The 22,583-nt window shown below is 69.9% G+C and carries 14 protein-coding genes and 1 pseudogene; 9 read left to right on the top strand and 6 right to left on the bottom strand.

Annotation, left to right across the window (positions count from 1 at the left end):
- Positions 1–233, bottom strand: a pseudogene (locus tag D7X55_RS13815) (kelch-like protein); the annotation flags it as partial.
- A 242-nt stretch (positions 234–475) separates the two neighbouring features.
- On the bottom strand, positions 476–796 hold the full coding sequence (locus D7X55_RS42900; RefSeq protein WP_147442984.1) for a hypothetical protein: 321 nt from the start codon (positions 794–796) through the stop codon (positions 476–478).
- A gap of 345 nt (positions 797–1,141) precedes the next feature.
- Here D7X55_RS42900 and D7X55_RS13805 point away from each other — a divergent pair, with 345 nt between their 5' ends.
- The 4 genes from D7X55_RS13805 to D7X55_RS13790 are packed head-to-tail and all read left to right on the top strand — an operon-like array spanning position 1,142 to position 11,575.
- Positions 1,142–6,181: a non-ribosomal peptide synthetase gene (locus tag D7X55_RS13805; RefSeq protein WP_121723300.1), complete on the top strand. Its 5,040-nt coding sequence runs from the start codon at positions 1,142–1,144 to the stop codon at positions 6,179–6,181.
- Positions 6,178–9,117: a type I polyketide synthase gene (locus tag D7X55_RS13800; protein ID WP_121723299.1), complete on the top strand. Its 2,940-nt coding sequence runs from the start codon at positions 6,178–6,180 to the stop codon at positions 9,115–9,117. The genes D7X55_RS13805 and D7X55_RS13800 overlap by 4 nt, the downstream gene beginning before the upstream one ends.
- Entirely contained in the window at positions 9,114–9,842 is a 729-nt protein-coding gene (locus D7X55_RS13795; protein WP_121723298.1) for a thioesterase II family protein, read from the top strand. Before D7X55_RS13800 ends, D7X55_RS13795 begins: the two co-directional genes overlap by 4 nt.
- Complete coding sequence (locus D7X55_RS13790) at positions 9,839–11,575, top strand: acyl-CoA dehydrogenase family protein (protein ID WP_121723297.1); 1,737 nt, start codon at positions 9,839–9,841, stop codon at positions 11,573–11,575. The genes D7X55_RS13795 and D7X55_RS13790 overlap by 4 nt, the downstream gene beginning before the upstream one ends.
- 483 nt (positions 11,576–12,058) lie before the next feature.
- Here D7X55_RS13790 and D7X55_RS13785 read toward each other — a convergent pair whose 3' ends face one another.
- The gene (locus D7X55_RS13785; RefSeq protein WP_121723296.1) at positions 12,059–13,381 is read right to left on the bottom strand and encodes an amidohydrolase family protein; all 1,323 of its coding nucleotides are present in this window, start codon (positions 13,379–13,381) and stop codon (positions 12,059–12,061) included.
- A gap of 28 nt (positions 13,382–13,409) precedes the next feature.
- Positions 13,410–14,222: an MBL fold metallo-hydrolase gene (locus tag D7X55_RS13780; RefSeq protein ID WP_199746957.1), complete on the bottom strand. Its 813-nt coding sequence runs from the start codon at positions 14,220–14,222 to the stop codon at positions 13,410–13,412.
- Between the two features lie 107 nt (positions 14,223–14,329).
- Between D7X55_RS13780 and D7X55_RS13775 the strand changes: the two genes are divergently transcribed.
- The 3 genes from D7X55_RS13775 to D7X55_RS13765 all read left to right on the top strand — a co-directional run bounded on the left by D7X55_RS13775 (position 14,330) and on the right by D7X55_RS13765 (position 18,255).
- On the top strand, positions 14,330–15,106 hold the full coding sequence (locus D7X55_RS13775; protein WP_120552289.1) for an AraC family transcriptional regulator: 777 nt from the start codon (positions 14,330–14,332) through the stop codon (positions 15,104–15,106).
- Between the two features lie 200 nt (positions 15,107–15,306).
- On the top strand, positions 15,307–17,400 hold the full coding sequence (locus D7X55_RS13770; protein ID WP_121723295.1) for a S46 family peptidase: 2,094 nt from the start codon (positions 15,307–15,309) through the stop codon (positions 17,398–17,400).
- An 84-nt stretch (positions 17,401–17,484) separates the two neighbouring features.
- Positions 17,485–18,255, top strand: coding sequence for a phytanoyl-CoA dioxygenase family protein (locus D7X55_RS13765; protein ID WP_120552287.1), 771 nt, complete (start codon positions 17,485–17,487; stop codon positions 18,253–18,255).
- A gap of 12 nt (positions 18,256–18,267) precedes the next feature.
- Here D7X55_RS13765 and guaA read toward each other — a convergent pair whose 3' ends face one another.
- Positions 18,268–19,821, bottom strand: a complete 1,554-nt coding sequence (guaA, locus tag D7X55_RS13760) for a glutamine-hydrolyzing GMP synthase (protein WP_120552286.1) — start codon at positions 19,819–19,821, stop codon at positions 18,268–18,270.
- 124 nt (positions 19,822–19,945) lie between these two features.
- On the opposite strand from guaA, the gene D7X55_RS13755 reads away from it, so the two are divergent.
- Positions 19,946–20,533 (top strand): hypothetical protein, encoded by a 588-nt coding sequence (locus D7X55_RS13755; RefSeq protein ID WP_121723302.1) that lies wholly within the window; start codon positions 19,946–19,948, stop codon positions 20,531–20,533.
- A 51-nt stretch (positions 20,534–20,584) separates the two neighbouring features.
- Here D7X55_RS13755 and guaB read toward each other — a convergent pair whose 3' ends face one another.
- Positions 20,585–22,042 carry an IMP dehydrogenase gene (gene guaB / locus D7X55_RS13750; protein ID WP_120552284.1) on the bottom strand — a complete coding sequence of 486 codons (1,458 nt, stop codon included), beginning with the start codon at positions 22,040–22,042 and terminating at the stop codon, positions 20,585–20,587.
- A gap of 164 nt (positions 22,043–22,206) precedes the next feature.
- Here guaB and D7X55_RS13745 point away from each other — a divergent pair.
- Positions 22,207–22,583 (top strand): TIGR02266 family protein (locus D7X55_RS13745; protein WP_121723301.1); only part of this gene is annotated, 377 nt, incomplete at its 3' end.

Below are 22,583 nucleotides of genomic sequence, written 5' to 3'. Positions count from 1 at the left end.
CCACCCCACTGCCCACCCGTCTTCACCAGCGCGTCCGTGCGCGTCGTCATCCCCGTGCCGCTCACCGTGAGCTCCACGCGCGTCACGTCGCTGGCGCTCAAGGCCTGCGGCAACGTCACCACCGCCTGCGCGCTGCCCTCCGGGGCCGGCTGCCGCTCTTGACTACAACCCACCAAGGCCAGCACCAGGCTCAATGCCAGACATGCCAGCCCGCTTCGACGCACGCGCCCCATGGACTTCTCCGCCAGGTTGAGAAGCGCGGGACTCTACGGAAGGGCTCGCGCGGTTGCGCCTGAGTCGCCCCAGCGCCACGGTGGTCCAACCCGACCTCCCCGCCTGGCTCCTTTCCGGTCTCGTCGCTGCTCGGGCTGCTGGTGCTGACGGCGCTCGTCTCCGGCGCCGCCGTCACCGCCGTGCGATCCCTGTCGTTGAACGCGGGGGGCGTCGTGAGCTTGACGCCTTCAGCCACCGTTCATCAGCCCTCCTCGGGCGCGCGGCAGACGTCCTCCGAACCCTCCTCGGAATCCTGCGCCATGGCATCGCAAGACGCTTCGGGGGCCGCGATGCCCGGCGCGCAGACGGCGTCCGGATATTGGTACCCGTAGGAGGCCACCCACTCACCGCAGGTGGTGAACTCGTAGCCAAAGGGCTTCGTGCAATGCCAGGAGCAAGGGACAATCGAATGCTCAATCTCAGTGCACCACAGGTCACAGTCGGGCCACCGGGCCAGCGCGGACGTGGGTGCGAGGGTAAGGACCGCCGAGACAGCCATCAGGGACTTCATCAGCATGCGCATGAGTGTGCTCCGTCCTCGGGAACGTGCGTGACCTGCCAGCATCACTGAGTCGACGCGGCTGGAAATAATGCACAGACATTCGCTGCCTCCAAGCCGTTCTCTGCCCGTTCTGTTCAGTGGCCCCGGAATTGGAGTCTGTCATTGCGGGCAAGTGAGGCTCGAATCCACGACCCGGCGGACCCTTCCCGTCCAGGTATCGGCCGGGGAGGTTTCAGGGGACGCTTCGGGCCATGAGACAGCCCTGTCTCACGGTGCGTCACCGGGTCATGTAAAATCCCGAAAACGGCCCAAATCCGCTAAGCGCTTGATTTCATTCGGACGGGTGCGGCGCCGGTTGGAGGATTCTTGCTGCCCCCCGTCCATCAGCTCGTCGAGCGACGAGCGACCGAACTTTCCTCCCAGCTCGCCGTCGCTTCCCGGGCCCGCTCCATCACCCATGCCGCGCTGAATTCTCAGGCGAACCGGTTGGCCCATGCGCTGAGGGCTCGGGGCGCCGGGCCGGATGTCCTCGTCGGCGTGTGCCTTCCTCGCAGCGTGGAGCTGGTGGCCTCCGTCCTGGGCGTCCTCAAGGCCGGTGCGGCGTGGCTCCCCCTGGACCCGTCCGCCCCTCCCGAACGCCTGCGGTACATGACTGTCTCCTCAGGGGCCCGGTTCGTCATCGGCACCGGCCCGGCCGTGGACCGGCTCGCGGCGGACGGCATCCAGATCCTGGCCCCGGATGCCCAAACGTTCCCGGACGTCAACCCGGGCGTCCCTGTCGATCCGGATCACCTCGCGTATGTGATCCACACCTCGGGCTCCACCGGGTTGCCCAAGGGCGTGATGATCAGCCACCGGGCCCTGTCGTCCTTCACCGGGTACCACCTGGACACGTTCGGCCTGTCGCCAGCGGATCGCATTGGCGTGGTGGCTTCGCCCGGGTTCGACGCGTTGGTCATGGCCCTACTGCCGTCGCTGGCCGCGGGCGCGCGCCTGGAGCTGCCTCCCGACGAGGAGACCCGGCTGTCGCCCGTGAGGCTGCAGGAATGGCTGCTCGCCCGGGACATCACCTGCGTCTTCCTGCCCACGCCGCTGGCCGAACGTGTCCTCCCCCTGTCCTGGCCCGAGTCCTGCGCCTTGCGCTGGGTGCTCACCGGTGGTGACCGGTTGCACCTGCGCCCCAGACCCGGGCTGCCGTTCCAGCTCGTGAACGGCTACGGCCCCGCCGAGTGCACCATCTACAGCACGTCCGGGGGCGTCCCTCCCGGTGACGGGCTGCCGTCCATCGGCCGGCCCATCGATGGCGTGGAGGTCCACGTCCTCGGTCCGGACCTGGCGCCCGTGGCGGCTGGCGAAACCGGCGAGCTGTTCATCGGCGGCCCTGGGCTGGCTCGCGGTTACGTGGGCGCACCGGACCTGACCGCGGACCGCTTCATTCCGGATCCCTTCTCCCGCTTCGGCGGTGAGCGGCTGTATCGCACGGGCGACCTGGGCCGCCGGTTACCGGATGGCTCGCTGGAGTTCCACGGCCGCTCGGACCATCAGGTGAAGGTCCGAGGCATCCGCATCGAACCCGCGGAGATCACCGCCGCGCTGCTGACCCATCCGCACGTCGGGGCCGCGCACGTCCTGGCTCGCGGCACCGGGGGCCAGGACCTCTCCTTCGTGGCGTGGTTCGCGCCGAAGGATGCCCGGGCCGTTCCGGGGACGGAGCAGCTTCGCGAACACCTTCGCGCCTGGCTTCCCGAAGCCATGATCCCCCGGACCTTCGTCGTCATGGATGCCCTGCCGCTGGGCGCCACCGGCAAGGTAGACGCCCGGGCGCTCCCCATGCCCGAAGCCCATGCGACCCGGAGCACTGCCTACGTCGCTCCCGGTACGGAGCTGGAGCGCGGGCTCGTGCGGGTGTGGGAAGAAGAGCTGCGCCTGGAGCGCATTGGTATCGAAGACGACTTCTTCGAGCTGGGCGGCCACTCGCTGCTGGCCACGCGGATCACCGCTCGCGTCGCGGAGGTGCTGGGCCTCCCGCTGTCACTGACGGAGCTCTTCGGCCACCGGCGCATCTCGCGCTTGGCGAACGTGCTGGAGTCGCGCCGGGCCCTCCCGGCGAAGGACGCGTTGCCGCCCGTGACCCGAGTCGCCGATCCCGAACGGGCTCCGCTGTCCGTGCAGCAGGAACAGGTCTGGTTCCTCCAGAAGCTGTCCCCCGGCAGCATCTCCTACCAGGCGCAGACGACGCTTCGGGTGCTCGGAGGGCTGGACCTGGCGGTGCTCGAACGTGCGCTGACGGAGATCACCCGGCGGCATGAACTGCTGCGGACGACCTACGAGGAGATCGACGGCCGGCCGTGGCAGCGCGTCCTCCCCGTGACGCCGGTGCAGGTCCCGCTGATCGATCTGTCCGCCCTGCCCCCGGACGAACGCGAACACCGGCGCGAAGAGTCGCTTCGCCAGGAGCTGCGGCGGCCCCTGTCCCTCTTCGAACCGCCGCTGGCCCGGTGGACCCTCATCCGCCTGACGCCGGAGGACCATGAACTGGTCCTTGTGGAGCATCACGTCGTCCACGACGGCGTGTCGTTCTCCGTGCTGATGCGGGAGCTGGACGCGCTCTACAACGCGTACCTGCGCGGCGAAGCCTCTCCGCTGCCGGAGCTTCCGGTGCAGTACCGCGACTTCGCGGCGTGGCAGCGCGAGGCGCTCGAAGGTCCGGCGATGAAGGCGCAGCTCGACTACTGGCGCAAGCGGCTGGCGGGGGCTCCGGAGGTGCTGCCGCTGCGCACCGACCATCCGCGTCCCCGCGTGCAGACGTTCAACGGCGACCTGCTCCGGCTGGAGCTGCCCCCTGCCCTGCCCGGCGCCTTGCGTGCCTTCTGTCAGCAGGAGGGCGTGACCCTCTTCAACGCCCTCTTCGCCGCGTTCGCCACGCTGCTGCATCGCTACACCGGAGAGCAGGACCTGTGCATCGGTTCGGCGTTCGCGGCGCGGGCCGGTATCAGGAACATCGAGGACGTCGTCGGCATGTTCGTCAACGCCGTGGTCCTGCGGTGTGACGTCTCCGGCGCGCCGTCGTTCCGCGAGCTGGTCCGTCAGGTCCGGGACCTCACCGTCGAAGCAGCCGAGCACCAGACGTATCCCTTCCTCAAGTTGATTGAAGGCCTGGGCGTGAAGCGCGACCCGAGCCGCAATCCGCTCGTGCAGGCCATGTTCAGCTTCCATGACTCGGCCGTGCGGAGTCCCCAGCTGGGCGATGCGTCGTGCACCATCTTCGAGCGGGGCAATGGTTCGTCGAAGGTGGACCTGGACGTCGTCGCCATTCCGCACGCGGGCCGGTACCTGGGCGACAAGGAGCGCGGCGACGCGCGCATTTCGCTTATCTGGGAGTACAACCGGGACCTGTTCGACCGCTCGACGATGGAGCGGATGGCCGCGCACTTCCTCCGGTTGCTGGAAGCAGCGGTGGCCAGCCCTGGCACCGCCGTGTCGCGACTGCCGATGCTTTCGGACGCGGATCGGCAGGGGCGCCTCGGGACCGCGACAGCCGCCGGTGCTGAACCGCCCGTGCATCAACAGGTCCTGGCCCAGGCCTTGCGGACTCCGGATGCGGTGGCCGTGCGCGACGAGGCAGGCGCCCTCACCTACGCGGAACTTGTCCGGCGAGCGACGCTGCTCGCCGAACAGCTCCAGGCGCACGGCGCAGGCGCGGAGTCGGTCATCGGAGTCTGCACGCCTCGCGGCGCGGAGCTGGTGACGGCCGAGCTGGGCGTCATGCTGACCGGTGCCGCCTTCCTGCCCCTGGACCCGGAGCATCCAGCCGAGCGCATCGCACTCATCCTCCGCGATGCGGGCGTGCGCCATGTGGTCACCACCGGCCTGCTTTCGGAACGGCTCCCCGCCACGGTGGAGCGCGTGCGCATCGAAGCCTTCCATGGCCCCGGCACGCCCCGGGGTGACCTGCCCACAACGGTGCGGTCCGGACAGCGTGCGTACGTCATGTACACCTCGGGCTCCACGGGCGTGCCGAAGGGTGTCGTGGTGGAGCACGGCGCACTGGCCCACCTCGTCGGGTGGCACCGGCGCGCGTTCGGATTGACGGCGGACAGCCGCACCACGCTGCTCTATTCCCCCGCGTTTGATCCGTCCGTCGCGGAGCTCTGGCCGGCTCTCACCACGGGCGCGACGCTGCACGTGCCGGGACAGGACGTGCGCCTCTCTCCGGAACGGCTCCAGGCCTGGCTGCTCTCCGAACGCATCACCTTCACGGACCTGCCCACCGCGCTCGCGGAGCGCCTGCTCGCCCTGCCATGGCCGGCGTCGTGTGAGCTGCGCACGGTGCTCGCGGGCGGAGACCGGCTGCACGCGCGTCCCGTGCCCGGGCTGCCGTGGCGGTTGTTCAACCAGTACGGCCCCACCGAGACCACCGTGACGGCCACCTCCGGCGAGGTGCTGCCCTCGGGGCCGGAGGACGCACTGCCCTCCATCGGTCAGCCCATCGACGGTGCCACGGCCTACGTCCTCGACGCGGAGCTGCAACCCGTGCCCACGGGCGTCGCGGGAGAGCTGTACGTCGGCGGCGCCGGTGTGGCGCGCGGCTATCTGAACCGCCCGGACCTCACCGCTTCGAGCTTCATCCCGGACCCGTACGCGGCACAGCCCGGCGCGCGCATGTACCGCACGGGCGATCGGGTCCGATGCCGGCCGGATGGGATGCTCGAGTTCCTGGGCCGCATGGATGCGCAGCTCAAGATCCGAGGCTTCCGCGTGGAGCCCGCGGAGGTCGCCGTCCGCCTGCGCACGCTTCCCGGACTCGCGGAGGCGCACGTCCGCGCGTGGACGCCTCCCAGTGGGTCGCCCCAACTGGTCGGCTATCTGGTGCCCGTCACGGGTCAGGCCCTGCCGACACCGGCGCGGCTGCGCGAACACCTGGCCCGTGAGCTACCGGCGTACATGATTCCCTCCGCCTACGTGGAGTTGAAGGCGCTGCCCTTCACCCACGCTGGCAAGGTGGATGAACGCGCGCTGCCCGAGCCCACGCCCGGAACCCACGCCCCCCAGGTCCCGCTCGCGAACGAACACGAGCGGCGCATCGCCGCCATCTGGTGCGAGACGCTGCACCTGGAGCGCGTGGGCGCGGAGGACAACTTCTTCGATCTCGGGGGCCACTCGTTGTTGTTGGCCCAGGTGCAGTACCTGCTGAAGCACCGCATGGGCCATGACGTGCCCATGGTGACGCTGTTCGAGTTCCCCACCGTCCGAGCGCTCGCCGGGCATCTCCAGGGACACGACGATGGTGGAGAGGCCGAGGCCGCGCAGGCCCAGCGCCAGCAGCAACGCAGCAGTGGCCGTGCGCGCCTGCTGGGCCGGCAGGGACGGTTGAACTCGGACCGTTCGCGCGAGGACGCGGAATGAGCGCGCCCGTCGATGTGATGGAGGAAGAGGACCGCTCCATGCACCTCGCGGTGGTGGGCCTGTCGTGCCGCCTCCCCGGTGCGGCCAGCGCGGCCGAGTTCTGGTCCAACCTGGCCGGCGGCGTCGAATCCATCACCTTCTTCGGTCCGGACGGCCAGCCCTGCGCCGAACCTCCCACCGAGCGCGCCGTGGGCGAAGCAGTGCCCGCCTTCGGCCTGGTCGCGGACGCGGACCGGTTCGACGCGGAGGCCTTCGGCATGTCGCCGCAGGAGGCCTTGATGCTCGACCCACAGCACCGGGTGTTCCTGGAGTGCGCGCGAGAGGCGCTGGAGGACGCCGGGTATGATCCGGCTCGATACCGGGGCGCCATTGGCGTCTACGCGGGAGGCAGTGAGACGGACTACCTGTCCACGCTGCGGGCCCGCAGGGACCTGCTGGCGGGGGCCAGTGACTGGCAGCTCCGGCTGGCCACGGGCGTGGACTTCCTCACCAGCCGAGTGGCCTACAAGCTGGGGCTTCGTGGACCGGCCGTCACGGTGCAGACCGCGTGCTCCACGTCCCTGGTCGCGATCCACCTGGCCGCGCAGGCGTTGCTCGCGGGGGACTGTGACCTCGCGCTGGCGGGTGGTGCGTCGGTGCACGTGCCGCCCCGCTTCGGCCACTACAGCGAGGGTGGGCCGCTGTCTCCGGATGGCCGCTGCCGGGCGTTCGACGCGAAGGCCCAGGGCACGGTGGGCAGCAATGGCGCGGGGATCGTGGTGCTCAAGCGGCTGGCGGATGCGCTGGAGGACGGGGACACCCTCCGCGCCGTCCTCCGAGGCACCGCCGTCAACAACGACGCCGCCGGCAAGATCGGCTTCACCGCGCCGAGTGTCGAAGGCCAGTCCCGCGTCATCGAGACCGCGCTGCACGCCGCGGGCGTGGACCCCGCGAGCATCAGCTACCTGGAAGCGCATGGCACGGGCACGCGGCTGGGAGATCCCATCGAGGTCGCCGCGCTGACGAAGGCCTTCGGTGCTCGCGAGCCCCGGTCCTGCTGGCTGGGGTCGGTGAAGACGAACATCGGCCACACGGATGCGGCGGCGGGCGTGGCGGGCTTCATCAAGACGGTGCTCGCGCTGGAGCACCGGAAGCTGCCGCCCAGCCTGAACTTCGAACGGCCCAACCCGGAGATCGACTTCGAACACGGCCCCTTCCGAGTGAACACGGAGCTGCGGGACTGGGACACCGGCGGTCATCCCCGGCGTGCCGGAGTCAGCTCCCTGGGCATCGGCGGCACCAACGCGCACGCAGTGCTGGAAGAGGCGCCCGTCCTGCCCGGCTCCTCCAAGCGTTCGAATACGCCCCAGTTGCTCGTGCTGTCCGCCCTCGGGCCCGCCCCGCTGGCCCGTGCCGTGGAGCGACTGGGAGGGCACCTCCGTGCGCATCCGGACGTGGACCTGGGAGACGCCGCCTGGACGCTCCAGGTGGGCCGCGCCGCGCACAAGCACCGGGCGTTCGCCGTGGGCCAGGACACCGAGGAGGTCCTTCGGGCCCTCTCGGAGCAGGACGGCTCCGCGCATCAAGAAGCCGGTGAGCGCCGGGTGGTGTTCATGTTCCCCGGCCACGGTGGACAGCACGTGGGCATGGGCCGCGAGCTGTACGCCTCACAGCCCGTGTTCCGCGAAGCGGTGGATGCGTGCCGAGCGCACCTGACGCCGCTGCTCGGGTTCGACCTGGGAGACGTGCTCCATCCGGATGCCGGCGCGCTGGAGCAGGCCTCCGCTCGCATGGGCGAGTTCGTCACGGGTCAGCTCTCCGTGTTCGTCATCGAGTACGCGGTGGCTCGGCTGTGGAAGCGCTGGGGCGTGCAGCCGGCCGTGGTGGTGGGCCACAGCCTGGGGGCCTATGCCGCGGCCACGGTGGCCGGAGTGTTCCGTCTGGAGGACGCGCTGCGGTTGGTGCTGGAGCGCTCGCGCATCCTCGCGAGTCTGCCCGCGGGCGCCATGCTGGCCGTGCCGTTGCCCGAGTCGGACCTGTCGCCCCTGCTGAACGGAGACCTCGCGCTCGCGGCCGTGAACGGGCCCGCGCAGTGCGCGGTGTCAGGCCCGGTGGCGGAGATTGAAGCGCTCCAGGCGCGACTGAGCGAACGCGGCGTGGAGTCGAAGCTGCTGCGCATTCCGGGCGCGGGACATTCGCCGCTCGTCGAGCCGTCGCTCGCCGCGTTCACCGCCTGCGTCCAGCGCGTCGAACGCCGTCCGCCACAGGTCTCGTGGATCTCCGATCGCACCGGTGTGGCGGTCACGGCGGAAGAGGCCGTGGACCCGGCGTACTGGGCCGCGCACCTGCGCCACACCGTGCGCTTCGGTGACGCGTTGAACACGTTGTTCGCCGGACCGGCCAGCATCTTCCTGGAGGTCGGGCCCGGACGAACCCTGGCGACGCTGGCCCGGCAGAACCCTGGTGTGGGGCCGCACCTCACGGTGGCCACCCTCCCCCATCCCTCGGACAACACGCCGGATGCGGTCAGCGCGCTCACCGCCGCGGGACGTCTATGGAGCGCGGGTGTGCAGCTCTCCTGGCAGGGACTGCACGGGGGCGTCTCACGTCGCCGGGTGCCTCTGCCCACGTACCCGTTCGAACGTCAGCGCTATCTCGTTAAGGCACCGGGCACGCCCACGACCGAAGCAGCCCCTGCCGTCGCGCCCGCAGCGCCCGAGCTGCCCGGCGACGACGTCGCGCGCCGGGTCGCTGCCGCCTTCGCGGAGGTCCTGGGGCTGGCGCGGGTCGGGCTCCACGACAACTTCTTCGCGTTGGGGGGCGACTCGTTGATGGCGGCGCAGCTCATCGCGCGGTTGCGTCCGCATGTCGCCACGCCCCTCAAGGTAAAGGCCATCTTCCGCGCACCCACCGTGGCCCGGCTGACGCGCTTCATCGCGGAGTCCTCTGAAGCATGACCTCTCCCTGGCTCGCCTGCCGCATCCGGCGTCCGGAAGCCCCCGTGCGCCTCTTCTGCTTCCCGCACAGCGGCGGCTCCGTGGGCGAATACGTCCGCTGGGCGGACCTGCTCCCGGACATCGAGGTCTGGGGCGTGCAGTTCCCCGGCCGTGGGGCTCGGGCGGAGGAAGCACCGTTCACGCGGTTGAATGAACTGGTGGACGCGCTGGTGCGCGCGGTGGACTTCGGTGCGTCCTTCGCGTTCTTCGGCCACAGTCTGGGGGCGCTCGTGGCGTTCGAGACGGCCCGCCGTCTGCGCGACCTGGGCCGGACGCCTCCCGATGCATTGTTCCTCTCCGCGGCCCCCGCACCCCAGCTCCCCCCGCGAGGCATCCCCGCGAGCCACCTGGACGAGGACGGACTCCTCACCGCCCTGGAGCCCACCTACGGTGAGTTGATCCACGAGCTGCGCGAGGACGAAGAGCTGCGCGAGCTCATCCTCCCGGGCCTGCGCGCGGACCTGCTGCTCGTGGAGTCCCACCGGCACGAGGACCGAGAACCCCTCTCGTGCTCGATGACCGTCACGGGAGGCCTCCAGGACGACCTCCCCCGCGCGGAGCTGGAGCCGTGGCGCGTCCACACCACCGGCCCCTTCGCGCTCCACCTGCTGCCCGGCGGGCACTTCTACCTTCGGGACCCCGAAGCGAAGCCCACCCTCCTGCGCCTCATCACGGAGACCCCATGAGCCACGAGCCACTGCATCCCGCCACCCGCAGCCGCGAGGGCTTCCTGGGCCAGCTCTTCGCGGGGAAGCTCCGCTGGGACCTCGTCCGAGCCTTCCCTGAACAGGCCCCCGAGGAACGCCGCCAGGGCGACGCCGTCATCGCCGAGGTCGAGCAGTTCCTGCGCGAGCACGTGGACCCGGACGCGATCGAGCGCGCGGGCCGCATCCCGCCGGAGCTGCGCGAGGCCCTGCGCTCACGCGGCTACTACAAGCTCCAGGTGGAGCGGGAGCTGGGAGGCCGGGGCCTCTCCATGCTGAACACCTTCCGCGTCATCGAAGCCGTGATGAGCGTGTGCCTGCCGGTGGGCTACACGCTGGCCATCCACAGCGGCCTGGGCGCGGGAGCCATCATCGAAGCCGTGCAGGACGGTCCTCTCAAGGACTACGTCCGGGGCCGCGTCGCCGACGGAGTCATCTCCGGCTGGGCCGACACGGAGCCCATCGGGGCCTCCGTGCGGCGCGCCTCGACCACGGCCGTGCCCACGGAGGACGGAACGGCCTACGTCCTCAACGGGGAGAAGGTCTTCATTGGCAACGGGTCCATCGCGGACCTGCTGAACGTCACGGCCACGCTCCAGGAGGACGGCCGCGAGCAGATCAGCCTCTTCTTCGTGGAGACCTCCAGCCCCGGCTTCCACGTCCGAGCCGAGCACGGCCTGATGGGGCTGCGAGGCCTGCCCATCGCCGCGCTGAGCTTCGACAACGTGCGGGTGCCCAAGGAGCGGATGCTCGCGATGTCACAGGAGCACTGGCGGAACACGCCGTTGCTGGAGCCGCTCAGCGCGCTGGGCCGCATGTACATCATCGTGGCCGCGTCGCTGGCGCTCTCCAAGAAGTGCCTCCACTGGTCGCGCGACTTCCTGCACCGGCGCCTGGCGCAGGGGCGCAGGCTCGGGGACTTCGACGAGATCCAGCGTCAGGTGTCCGCCACGGCGGCGGAGGTCTTCGCCATGGAGAGCGTGGCCCGCTGGAGTCTCACGGGCGTGACGGCGGACACGCTGCCCCTGCGCTGGTTCGAACAGGTGGCGGCCAAGAACATCGCGTCCCTGACCTGCGCACGCATCACGGACCGGACGATGTCGCTGCTCGCCGCGGAAGGCTACGAGACATCGGAGAGCAAGGCCGCCCGAGGCGCCGCACCGATTCCCCTGGAGCGCACGCTGCGAGATGCCCGGGCCTTCCGGGTCGCGGGCGGCGTGGACTTCCTCGTGGACCACAAGGCCGCGCGGGAAGGACTCTTCTCCCTCTACTACCCGTCGGCCGCGCACGCGGCGGAGCTGGAGTCGCCCCCTGCCCCGCTCCCGGTGAAAGAGCACCTGTCCCCGCGCAACCGCGACCATCTCCAGCACACGGCCCGGGAGGTCCACCGGCTCGCGAAGCGGAGCCTGGACCTGTCGCGCCGCTACGCGGATCCGGGTGTCCTGTACGCGCGCCAGCGGACGCTCATCCTGATGAACCAGCTGTGCAACGAGCTGTTCACCATGTCCGTGACCCTGGCCCACGCGTCGTCCCTGGCCAAGACCCACGCCGAAGCCCTGGCGGACGTCTACTGCACCGCCGCGCGCTACCGCATGGAAGACCTGTGGCGCCAGCTCGACGCCGACGCGGAGCCGGACTTCGCGGGAGTGAGCGAGCGCTGGTTGTCCGGAGACACGCTCGACTTCCTGCTGAGCGACATCCTCATGCGGAGGTGAGCCTCACGGTGCGCTGCGCAATCAACCACCAGGTTGTCATTGCGGCAGCCAAGCTTCTTTGACCGCATATGAGCCAGGTTGCCCCCGCCGGAGGCGACCTCGCAAAACCTGTCCGACAGTCGGACAAGTTCGTGCCACTCAAGGCCCAAAGTCGCGTCGGCCCGTCACCCAGCGAAAACCTGTCGGACTGTCGGACAGGTTCAAGTCGCCCGAGGCCCGAAGCAGCACCGGCCTCACACCCACGGAAACCTGTCGGACAGTCGGACAGGTTCGCCGTGCCCACGGCACAGGGGAGTGCCGGTTCACCGGATGGCTGAACCTGTCGGACAGTCGGACAGGTTTGCGCTCCCTCAGGCCCGAGGCTGTGCCGGTCCGCGAGGAACGGTTGTCCGACAGTCGGACAGGTTCGCGGTGCCTGCGGCCCGGGGCTCTGGTCCGGGACGTGACGCGAGCGGGCTGGCTTGGCGCCCGAGGCCTTGAGCCTTACGGCGCGGTGCGTGACGCGGCTGCCGTGTCATCCCGGTGGATGACGCCCTCCTTCATCACGAAGAAGACCTTCTGCGTGACGCGGATGTCCTTCAGCGGGTCGCCCGGCACGGCGACGACATCCGCCAGCTTCCCGGGCTCCAGCGTCCCCAGTTTGTCCGCCACGCCCAGCAGCTCCGCCGTGTTCACCGTGGCCGTGCGCAGGGCCTCCGCCGGGGTGAGCCCTGCGTCCACCAGCAGCGCGAACTCCGCTGCGTTGCGCCCGTGGGCGAACACGCCCGCGTCCGTGCCGAAGGCGATGCGCACGCCCAGGGCGATGGCCCTGCGCAGCACGTGCTCCCGCCGCTTGTCCACGGCGCGCAGCTTGGCCACGGTGTCCGCGGGCAGCTTGCCCTGATCCGCCAGCTCCTTGATTCCGAAGAAGGCATAGGCCGTGGGCACGTACCAGGTGCCCTTCTGCTTCATCAGCGCCACGCCCTCATCGTCCATCAACGTGCCGTGCTCGATGGAGTCCACGCCCGCTCGGATGGCCCGCTTCGCCCCTTCCGCGCCATGCGCGTGCGCGGCCACCTTGCGCCGGTGCGCGTGGGCTTCGTCCACGACGGCATCCAGCTCCGCCTGCGTGAACTGCGGCGCGTCCGGATCCGCGTTGAGGCTCATCACTCCGCCCGTGGCGCAGACCTTGATGACGTCCGCGCCGTACTTCACGTTCTCACGCACCTTGGCGCGCAGCGCGTCCGGACCATCCGCCACGCCCCGGCTGGCGTCCTGGGCCAGCAGCCCCTTGCGGAACGAGTTGCCGTAGTCACAGTGTCCGCCCGTGGAACTCAGGCTGGACGTCGCCGCGAGGATGCGCGGCCCCACCACCAGCCCTCGCGCGGTGGCGTTGCGCAGGCCCACGTCGATGAAGTCCTCCGCGCCCAGGTTGCGCACCGTGGTGAAGCCCGCCATCAGCGTCGCCCGGGCCCACGGCAGCGTGTCCAGCGTCTGCTCGGGGAGGGTGCGCTGGAAGCTGTCGACGAGGTCCTTGCGCCAGTCCGTCCCGGGCTCCACCGTCAGGTGCGTGTGCGCGTCCATGAAGCCCGGCAGCAGCGTGGCGTCACCCAGGTCCACCACCTGAGCCCCTTCCGGCACGGAGGCCCTGGGGCCCACACCCACCACCCGGCCCTCCGACACCACCACCACGCCCGGGGTGATCAGCTTCCCCGCCTTCGCGTCGAAGAGGCGCGCGGCCTTCAGCACCTGCACCCGGGCAGTGGGTTCAGCGGCGGAGGAGGACAGCGACCACAGGAGGGACCCGAAGAGCAGAGCGTGTCGCAAGGTCCCTCCATGCTACCGCCTTGGGCCCTCACGCACGCATCCGGTCGAACTCCTTGGCACAGTGCGCGGAGAACACCTTCACCTCCTGTCCGTGTGCGCGCACCAGGCCTCGCAGCCGCTCCTGGTTCTGGAGCCGCACGGCGTTGTTCTCGGAGAACAGCCGTTGGAACAGCGCCAGGCCCCAGGGGCTTCGCGGCGCCACCGGATCCACCTCGTGGTGGCTGAAGTACGCGTCCCCCGCGTGCAGCATCCAGCCCGAGGGCCCCTTCACCGCGACGCCGCAGTGACCCGCCGAGTGGCCCGTCAGCGGCACCAGCAGCACCTCCTCCTCCAGGCCTGGAATCACCCGCACCGACTCGAAGCCGAACCAGCGCTCACCGTCCACCGCGTACGGGTTCCACTTCGCCCCGTGGGCCCACTGGACCGGCTTGTAGCCTTGCCTCGTGCCCGCCATCGCCGCGGCGTGCTCGTCCGCGAAGAGGTGGACCTGGGCGTCCGGGAAGTCCGCCAGGCCCCCGGCGTGATCCAGGTCCAGGTGCGTGGGCACGATGTGCCGGACGTCCTCGCGCTTGAAGCCCAGGCGCTCCACCTGGGCCAGCGCCGTCTCCGCCGGATCCAACCGGGGCGCGCTGCGCCTCACGAAGCGCTGCCCCAGCCGCCCCCGAGCGTCCTGTACGTCCCGCGTCCCCAGGCCCGTGTCCACGAGCACCAGCCCTCGCGACGTCTCCAGCAGCAGGCAGTGGCAGACCATCCGGGCTGGCTCGAACAGGCCCCCCGAGCCCGTGACGAACCGGGCACTGGCGGGACACAGGGTTCCACAGTTGAGGTGATGGATTCGCATGGCCGGCAAGGTACGGACCGGGCCCGTCGCCCGATTGGAGGAATCGGCCATCCTGCCCGGGCACCGGGTTGATGCGAAGGGACCGTCCGTCCCATGCTTCCTCCCGCATGGCCGCTCCAACCGACACCGCGCTGGCCCCCGGAGCCGACCTGTCCCGCTTCGTCCAGCGCGTGCGAGTCCTCTGGCGCGGCCCCTCCCACGGCGACTACGTCCGCGTGCCGGACGGCACCGTGGAGCTGGTGGTCCGCGTCACCTCCACCACCTGCGACGTCCATGCCCTGGGTCCCCGCGAGCAGGTGGTCCGCAAGGCTCCGTCGGAGGTGCCGCCCGACACGCTGGGCATCCAGTTCAAGCCCGGCGGCGCGTACCCGTTCTTCGGCCTGCCCATGTCGGAGCTGTCCCACCGCTCGCTCGCCATCGACACGCTCTGGGGCAAGGAGGACGGCGCGAAGCTCCGCGAGTCACTGGCCCGGGCCCCCAACCCCCAGGCCCGCCTGCGCACCCTGGAGGCCGCATTGGTGGACCGGCTCCACCGGGATGACGTCTACGAACCCGCGGCCGCGTACCTCGTCCGGCGCGGCATCCGCCTGCTCACCGGCGCCGGGGAACTGCCACGAGTCGCGGATCTGGCCCGCACGCTGGGCGTGAGCGAACGGCACCTGCGCCGCGCGTTCGACGATGTGCTGGGGATGGGCCCCAAGGCCTACGCCCGGCTCGTGCGCTTCCAGCGCGCGCTCCAGGCCTCCCGCGCCCAGGGCGCACGGCCAGACTGGGGAAGCATCGCCGCCGGTGCTGGCTACTACGACCAGGCCCACCTGATCGCGGACTTCCGGGCCGTGCTGGGCACCACGCCGGGCGCGTGGGCGCGCGCACGGGCGGCCTGAGGGGGGCTGGACGCGCTGCGTCGGGACTCGATGGGTGGGGAAAGCGCCTGCCCGGTGAGCGTCCCAGGGAATCGTTCGGGCGCCCGGACGTTCTGCGGCTTGCGTGGGCGTTTTCCCAGCTTGACCCGTGCTGGGCCATCCCTCACAAACGCCCCGTCCCCGCGGAGCTCCTGTCCCGCGGCCCGAAAGGATCCCCATTCATGAAGCGATTGGTCGTCATTGCCGCACTCGTGGGTGCCGCTCCGGCGCTCGCCGATGAAGGCATGTGGACTTACAACAACTTCCCCGCCGCCAAGGTGAAGGAGAAGTACGGCTTCCAGCCGGATCAGCAGTGGCTGGACAAGCTGCGCCTGGGCGCGGTGCGTCTGGCCGGCGGCTGTTCCGCCAGCTTCGTGTCACCGGACGGCCTGGTGATGACGAACCACCACTGCGCGCGCGGCTGTATCGAGCAGCTGTCCACCGCCAAGCAGGACTACCTGGCCAACGGCTTCTACGCGAAGACCCAGGGCGAGGAGAAGCAGTGCCCGGCGATGGAGGTGAACCAGCTCGTTGAGATCACCGACGTCACCGAGCAGCTCAACAAGGCCACCGCGTCGCTGACCGGCAAGCAGTACTCGGACACGCTGAAGGCGGAGATGTCCAAGCTGGAGAAGGCCTGCTCCAACGGCGACGACAAGGTGCGCTGTGACCTGGTCACCCTGTACCAGGGCGGCAAGTACAACCTGTACAAGTACCGCCGCTTCCAGGACGTGCGCCTGGTGTTCGCCCCGGAGCACGCCATCGCCTTCTTCGGCGGTGACCCGGACAACTTCGAGTTCCCCCGCTACGACCTGGACGTGACGTTCGTGCGCGTCTACCAGGACAAGCAGCCGGTGAAGACGCCGGACTACTTCAAGTGGTCCGAGCACGGCGCGAAGGAGAACGACCTCACGTTCGTGGCCGGCAACCCGGGCCGCACCTCGCGTGGGCTGACCGTCGCGGAGCTGGAGTACACCCGCGACGTGTCCATGCCCAAGACGCTCATGTACCTCTCCGAGCTGCGCGGCATGCTCACCGAGTTCCAGAAGCGCGGCCCCGAGCAGAAGCGCATCTCCAGCAACCTGCTGTTCGGCGTGGAGAACGGCCTGAAGGCGTCCAAGGGCCGCCACGAGGCGCTGCTCGACAAGAAGTTCTTCGCCTCCAAGGTCGCCGCGGAGCAGGAGCTGCGCAAGAAGGTCGACGCGAACCCCGAGCTGAAGAAGAAGTACGCCGCCGCCTGGGATGAGATCGCCAAGGCCGAGGCCCAGCTGCTCACCCTCCGCAAGGACCTGAACTATCTGGAGCAGGGCAACGGCCTGTCCTCCAGCCTGTTCCACACCGCCCGGGCGCTGGTGCGCGCCGCGGACGAGCTGCCCAAGGACAACGGCCAGCGGCTGCGCGAGTTCAACGACGCCAACCTGACCGCCCTCAAGGCGCAGCTCTTCAGCCCCGCGCCCATCTACGCGGAGCTGGAGATCGCCCGCCTGACGTTCGGCCTCACCAAGATGCGTGAGGAGCTGGGCGCCAAGCACCCGTTCGTGAAGAAGGTGCTGGGCAAGGAGTCCCCGGCACAGGTCGCCACCCGCGTGGTGAAGGGCACGAAGCTCTTCGACCCGAAGGCGCGCCAGGCGCTCTGGGACGGCGGCAAGAAGGCCGTGGACGCGTCCAAGGACCCCATGGTCCAGCTGGCCCTGCTGGCGGATCCGGACTCGCGCGCCATCCGCAAGAAGTTCGAGGACGAGGTGGAGTCCGTCATCAAGAAGAACAGCGAGCTGGTCGCCAAGGCGAAGTTCGACATCTACGGCACCAGCCAGTACCCGGACGCGACCTTCTCCCCGCGCGTGTCCTTCGGTTCCGTGAAGGGCTACATGGACGAGGGCCAGCAGGTCGCCCCCATCACCCAGATGTCCGGCACCTTCGAGCACGCCACGGGCCAGGATCCGTACGCGCTGCCCAAGTCGTGGGTGAAGTCGGAGAAGGTCATCACCGGCAGCACGCCGATGAACTTCGTCACCACCAACGACATCATCGGCGGCAACTCCGGCTCGCCCGTGGTGAACAAGAACCACGAGGTGGTCGGCCTGGTGTTCGACGGCAACATCCAGTCGCTGGGCGGTGAGTACGGCTTCGACGAGTCCGTGAACCGCACGGTGGCCGTGCACTCGGACGCCATCATCGAGGCGCTGCAGAAGGTCTACGGCGCCACCCGCGTCCTGGAAGAGCTGCGCCCCGGCAGCACCAAGGTGCCGCCGGTGAAGGCCAACCCGGCGGGGTAGTCCTCTCCCCTTCCGAGTCCTGAAGTCCCCAGAGGCTGTCCGGTGCGAACCGGGCAGCCTCTTGGCTTTGGTAGCGTCCCGCCCATGTCCTACGACGCGCGCGCGGAGCAGTTCATGCGGGACGGGTACCTTCGTATTGACGGGGCCTTCCCCCGTGAGGTCGCGGATGAGGCCCGGGCCCTGCTCTGGAAGGACACGGGGTGCGATCCGGACCGGCCCGCCACCTGGACCCGGCCCGTCATCCGCCTGGGCATGTACACGCAGAAGCCCTTCGTGGACGCTGGCAACACCCCCGTGCTGCACGAGGCCTACGACGCGCTCGTCGGCCCCGGCCGGTGGCTGCCGCTCCGGGCCATGGGCACCTTCCCCGTGCGCTTCCCCTCCCCGCAGGACCCGGGCGACGCGGGGTGGCACATCGACGTGGGGTTCGACTTCGACAAGCCGGACTTCATGGACTGGCGCGCCAACGTCGCCTCCAGGGGCCGGGCGCTGCTGATGCTCTTCCTCTTCTCCGACGTGGGCGAGGACGACGCGCCCACCCGCATCCGCGTGGGCTCGCACCAGGACATCGCGAGGCTGCTGGGCCCGGCCGGTGAAGCGGGCCTGACGCTCCGGCAGCTGGCGGCCAACGGCTTCGCGGAGTCCGCCCACCGCCGGGAGGTGCTGGCCACGGGCGAGGCGGGCACGGTGTACCTGTGCCACCCCTTCCTCGTGCACTCGGCCCAGCCCCACAAGGGAGCGCGGCCGCGCTTCATGGCGCAGCCGCCACTGCTTCCCCGGGAGCCCCTGAGCCTGGCCCGGCTCCCGGAGGACACGTCGCCGGTGGAGGAGTCCATCCGGCGCGCGGTGACGTGAAGCCCTACCGCGTCACTCCCACTCGATGGTGGCGGGCGGCTTGGAGGAGATGTCGTAGACGACGCGGTTGATGCCGCGCACCTCGTTGGTGATGCGCGAGGAGATCTTCTCCAGGATGGGGTACGGGATGCGCGCCCAGTCCGCCGTCATGCCGTCCACGCTGGTGACGGCGCGCAGCACGCAGGTGGACTCGTAGGTGCGCTCGTCGCCCATCACGCCCACGCTCTGCACCGGCAGCAGCACCGCGAAGGCCTGCCACACTTCCTTGTACAGGCCGGCCTTGTGGATCTCCTCCTGCACGATGGCGTCCGCGCGGCGCACCAGGTCCAGGCGCTTCTCGTTCACCTCGCCCAGCACGCGGATGGCCAGGCCCGGGCCCGGGAAGGGCTGGCGGGAGACCATCTCGTCCGGCAGGCCCAGCTCACGGCCCAGCGCGCGGACCTCGTCCTTGAAGAGCTCGCGCAGCGGCTCCACCAGCTTGAGCTTCATCTGCTCCGGCAGGCCGCCCACGTTGTGGTGGCTCTTGATGGTGACGGACGGGCCCTTCCACGACACGGACTCGATGACGTCCGGGTACAGCGTGCCCTGCGCCAGGAAGCCCGCGTCCTGCACGTCGCGCGAGGCCTCCTCGAAGACGGCGATGAACTCCCGGCCGATGATCTTCCGCTTCTGCTCCGGATCCGTCACGCCGGCCAGCTTCGACAGGAAGCGCTCGCGCGCATCCACCGTCTTCAGCGGCACGTGGAAGCGGTCCACGAACAGCGCCTCCACCTGCGCCCGCTCGCCCTGCCGCAGCACGCCGTTGTCCACGAAGATGCACTGGAGCCGGGGGCCAATGGCCCGGTGCAGCAGCAGCGCCGCCACGGAGCTGTCCACGCCGCCGGACAGGCCGCAGATGACGCGGCCTTCGTCACCCACCTGCTTGCGGATGGTCTCCACGGCCTCGTCGATGAAGCCCTTCATCGTCCACGAGCCAGAAACCTTGCAGTCGTTGAAGAGGAAGGCGCGCAGCATGGCCTTGCCCTGCGGCGTGTGGACGACCTCCGGGTGGAACTGGAAGCCGTACCAGGGGTTCGTCTTGTGGGCCGCCGCCGCGAAGGGCGAGTTGCCGCTGCGGCCAATGGCCTCGAAGCCGGGCGGCAGCTCGTCCACCCGGTCGCCGTGGCTCATCCACACCTGCACCTGGTCGCCCGGGCGGAACTCCGCGAAGGGGCCCCGCGCGGCGAGCACCTCCACCGCGGCGCTGCCGAACTCGCGGTGGGCGCTCCGGTCGATGCGGCCGCCCAGCAGCTTGGAGATGAGCTGGAGGCCGTAGCAGATGCCCAGCACCGGGACGCCGGCCTCGAAGACGTAGGGGTCGCAGCGCGGGGAGCCGGGCGCTTCCACGGACGCCGGCCCGCCGGAGAGGATGATGCCCCTGGGCGCGAACTGCCGGATGTCGGCGGCGGGGAGGTCCGGGCGGTGGATCTCGCAGTAGACGCCCAGCTCACGCACCCGGCGGGCGATGAGCTGGGTGTACTGGCTCCCGAAATCAAGGATCAGGATCTTCTCGGAGTGCAGGTCCACCGGCGATTCTCCCAGGGGGCGTCGTTGACGGGTGGGGGCCCTTATCGCTACAAACTTCGGGAAATCAACGCTGAAAGGCCGTCAATTGTTCGTGCGCCGCCTGTCCGCTTCCACTGCAGCAGCCATGCTCCTCCTGTCCTCCGCGGGGTGTGTGAAGGAGATCACCTCCGACGAGCGCCTGGAGCGGGACACCCGCAGCGTCGCGGTGAAGGACGCGCCCGGGGTCGAGCAGCTTTCCAAGCTCACCTGTGACGACACCTCCGCGCCGCTCAACAAGGCGCGCGACGTGAACCGCCCGGAGTCCGACCGGCTGGTGGACTACGTCAACCTGTACTCCTCGCTGAAGGACCGCACCCACACCTTCGAGGAGGCCATGGCCCGCAACCCGGACCTGAGCTACCGCGAGGGCAGCCAGAACCTGGTCAGCGCCAAGGACACCTGCATCCAGCAGACCGCGGACGTCCGGGTGGAGTTCGAGACCTACCTGCGCGAGCTGGTGGACGTGCCCACCGTGCAGGAGATCAAGGGTGGCAACACCGTCACGGTGGCCCGCCTGGACTTCGGCACCCTGAAGAAGGCCATCGAGACGCTGGATCCGGACGACCGCGAGTCGCTCCTCCAGCGCGTCAACGCGGCGGAGAAGCGCGTGTCCACCACGGCCGCCCCCGCCGAGGATTCGTCCACGGGCGGCGGCAAGCGTCGCGGCAAGTAGCCGTTCGCTGTCCTCCCCCGGCGCCCTGCCCGGGGGAGCGCATCCCCTGCCCTACTCCATCCGGTAGTTGGGCGCTTCCTCGGTGATGATGACGTCGTGCACGTGGCTCTCCTTGAGCCCGGCGGACGTGATGCGGACGAAGGTGGCCTTCGTGCGCAGCTCCTCGATGGTGGCGCACCCCACGTAGCCCATGCCGCTGCGGATGCCGCCCAGCATCTGGTGCACGTTCATGGCGAGCGTGCCCTTGTACGGCACGCGGCCCTCGATGCCCTCCGGCACCAGCTTCACGGCCTCCACGTCGGACTGGAAGTAGCGGTCCTTGGCGCCCTGCTTCATGGCGCCCAGGCTGCCCATGCCCCGGTAGCTCTTGTAGCTGCGGCCCTGGTACAGGATGACGTCGCCAGGGGCTTCCTCCGTGCCGGCGAACAGCGAGCCGATCATCACGGAGCTGGCGCCCGCGGCGAGCGCCTTCACGATGTCGCCCGAGTACTTGATGCCGCCGTCGGAGATGATGGGGATGCCGTGCTTGTCCGCCTCGCGGGCGCAGTCATCCACCGCCGTCACCTGGGGCACGCCCACGCCGGCCACCACGCGGGTGGTGCAGATGGAGCCCGGGCCAATGCCCACCTTCACCGCGTCCACGCCCGCTTCAATCAGGGCGCGCGTGCCCTCGGCGGTGGCCACGTTGCCGGCGACGAGGTCGAAGCCCTTGAAGTTCTTGCGCGTGTCGCGCACGCCCTCAATCACGCCCTTCGAGTGGCCGTGCGCGGTGTCCACGACGATGACGTCCACGCCCGCCTTCACCAGCGCGTCGATGCGGGCCTCGCGATCCGCGGACACGCCCACGGCGGCGGCGCAGAGCAGGCGGCCCTTGGCGTCCTTGGCCGCGTACGGGTGGGTGCGGCGCTTCTCGATGTCCTTGATGGTGATGAGGCCCTTGAGCTCGTAGGCCTCGTCGACGACGAGGAGCTTCTCGATGCGGTGCTCGTGCAGCAGCTTCGTGGCGTCGTCCTGGGTGATGCCCTCGCGGCCGGTGACGAGCTTCGTCGTCATCACGTCCTCGACCTTCTGGGACAGGTTCTTCTCGAAGCGCACGTCGCGGCTGGTGAGGATGCCCACCAGGCGCTTGCCCTGCACCACGGGCACGCCGGACACGCCGTGGACCTTCATCAGCTCCAGCGCGCGGGCGAGCGGCGCCTTCGGGTCGATGGTGATGGGGTCCACCACCATGCCGCTCTCGAACTTCTTGACCTTGAGGACTTCCAGGGCCTGCTGCTCGGGCGTCATGTTCTTGTGGATGACGCCGATGCCGCCCTCCTGCGCCATGGCGATGGCGGTGCGCGCCTCCGTCACGGTGTCCATGGCGGCGGACAGCAGGGGCACGTTCAGCCGGATGTTGCGCGTCAGGCGGGTGGTGAGGTCGGCATCACGCGGGGTGACGGCGCTCTCACCGGGCTGCAGGAGCACGTCGTCGAAGGTGAGGGCCAGCCGGATATCGGGGTTCAACATGGGGGCTCCCGGAGGCCCCGCGGGGCACCAGCGCCCGGCGGGTGCGTGTCCATACGGTTTGCGCGGCTGCCGCGCAACGGAAGAAGGTTTTTTGCCGCCCGTTCCTGGGGACTTCAGGTGATACTCGGTGTCCCACCAACACTTCTTGGGACTTGGACCGGGCCTTGGCGGAATTGAATCAAGCGGGGGCGGTGGGGCTGGTGGTGAAGCTGCCCTTCGCCACCCCCGAGGAGTTCCTCGCGAAATACGGGGGCAACATCACCCGGGGCGGCATCTATTTGCGCGCCAAGGCCGTGCGCCCCCCTGGCACGGCCGTTACCCTGGACCTCCGCCTGGCGAGCGGCGACCGGCTCCTCTACACGGCGGCCATCGTCCACTTCGTCACCGGGCAGCAGGGCCAGGGCATCTCCGGCATGGGCCTGAAGTTCGGGGAGGCGGACCCTCCGACGCGCCGGTTCCTGGACGCCGCGGTCGCCATCCTGCCGCACGCCCAGTCGGACCTGCCGCCCGTGCCCAATGGCGTCGGCCCGGCGGACTACAC

Origin of the sequence: Corallococcus sp. AB049A (assembly GCF_003668885.1) — a bacterium.
Taxonomy (GTDB): Bacteria; Myxococcota; Myxococcia; order Myxococcales; family Myxococcaceae; genus Corallococcus; species Corallococcus interemptor.
Note: the sequence above shows the minus strand (reverse complement) of the source record. Positions and strands in the feature narration are given on the sequence as shown.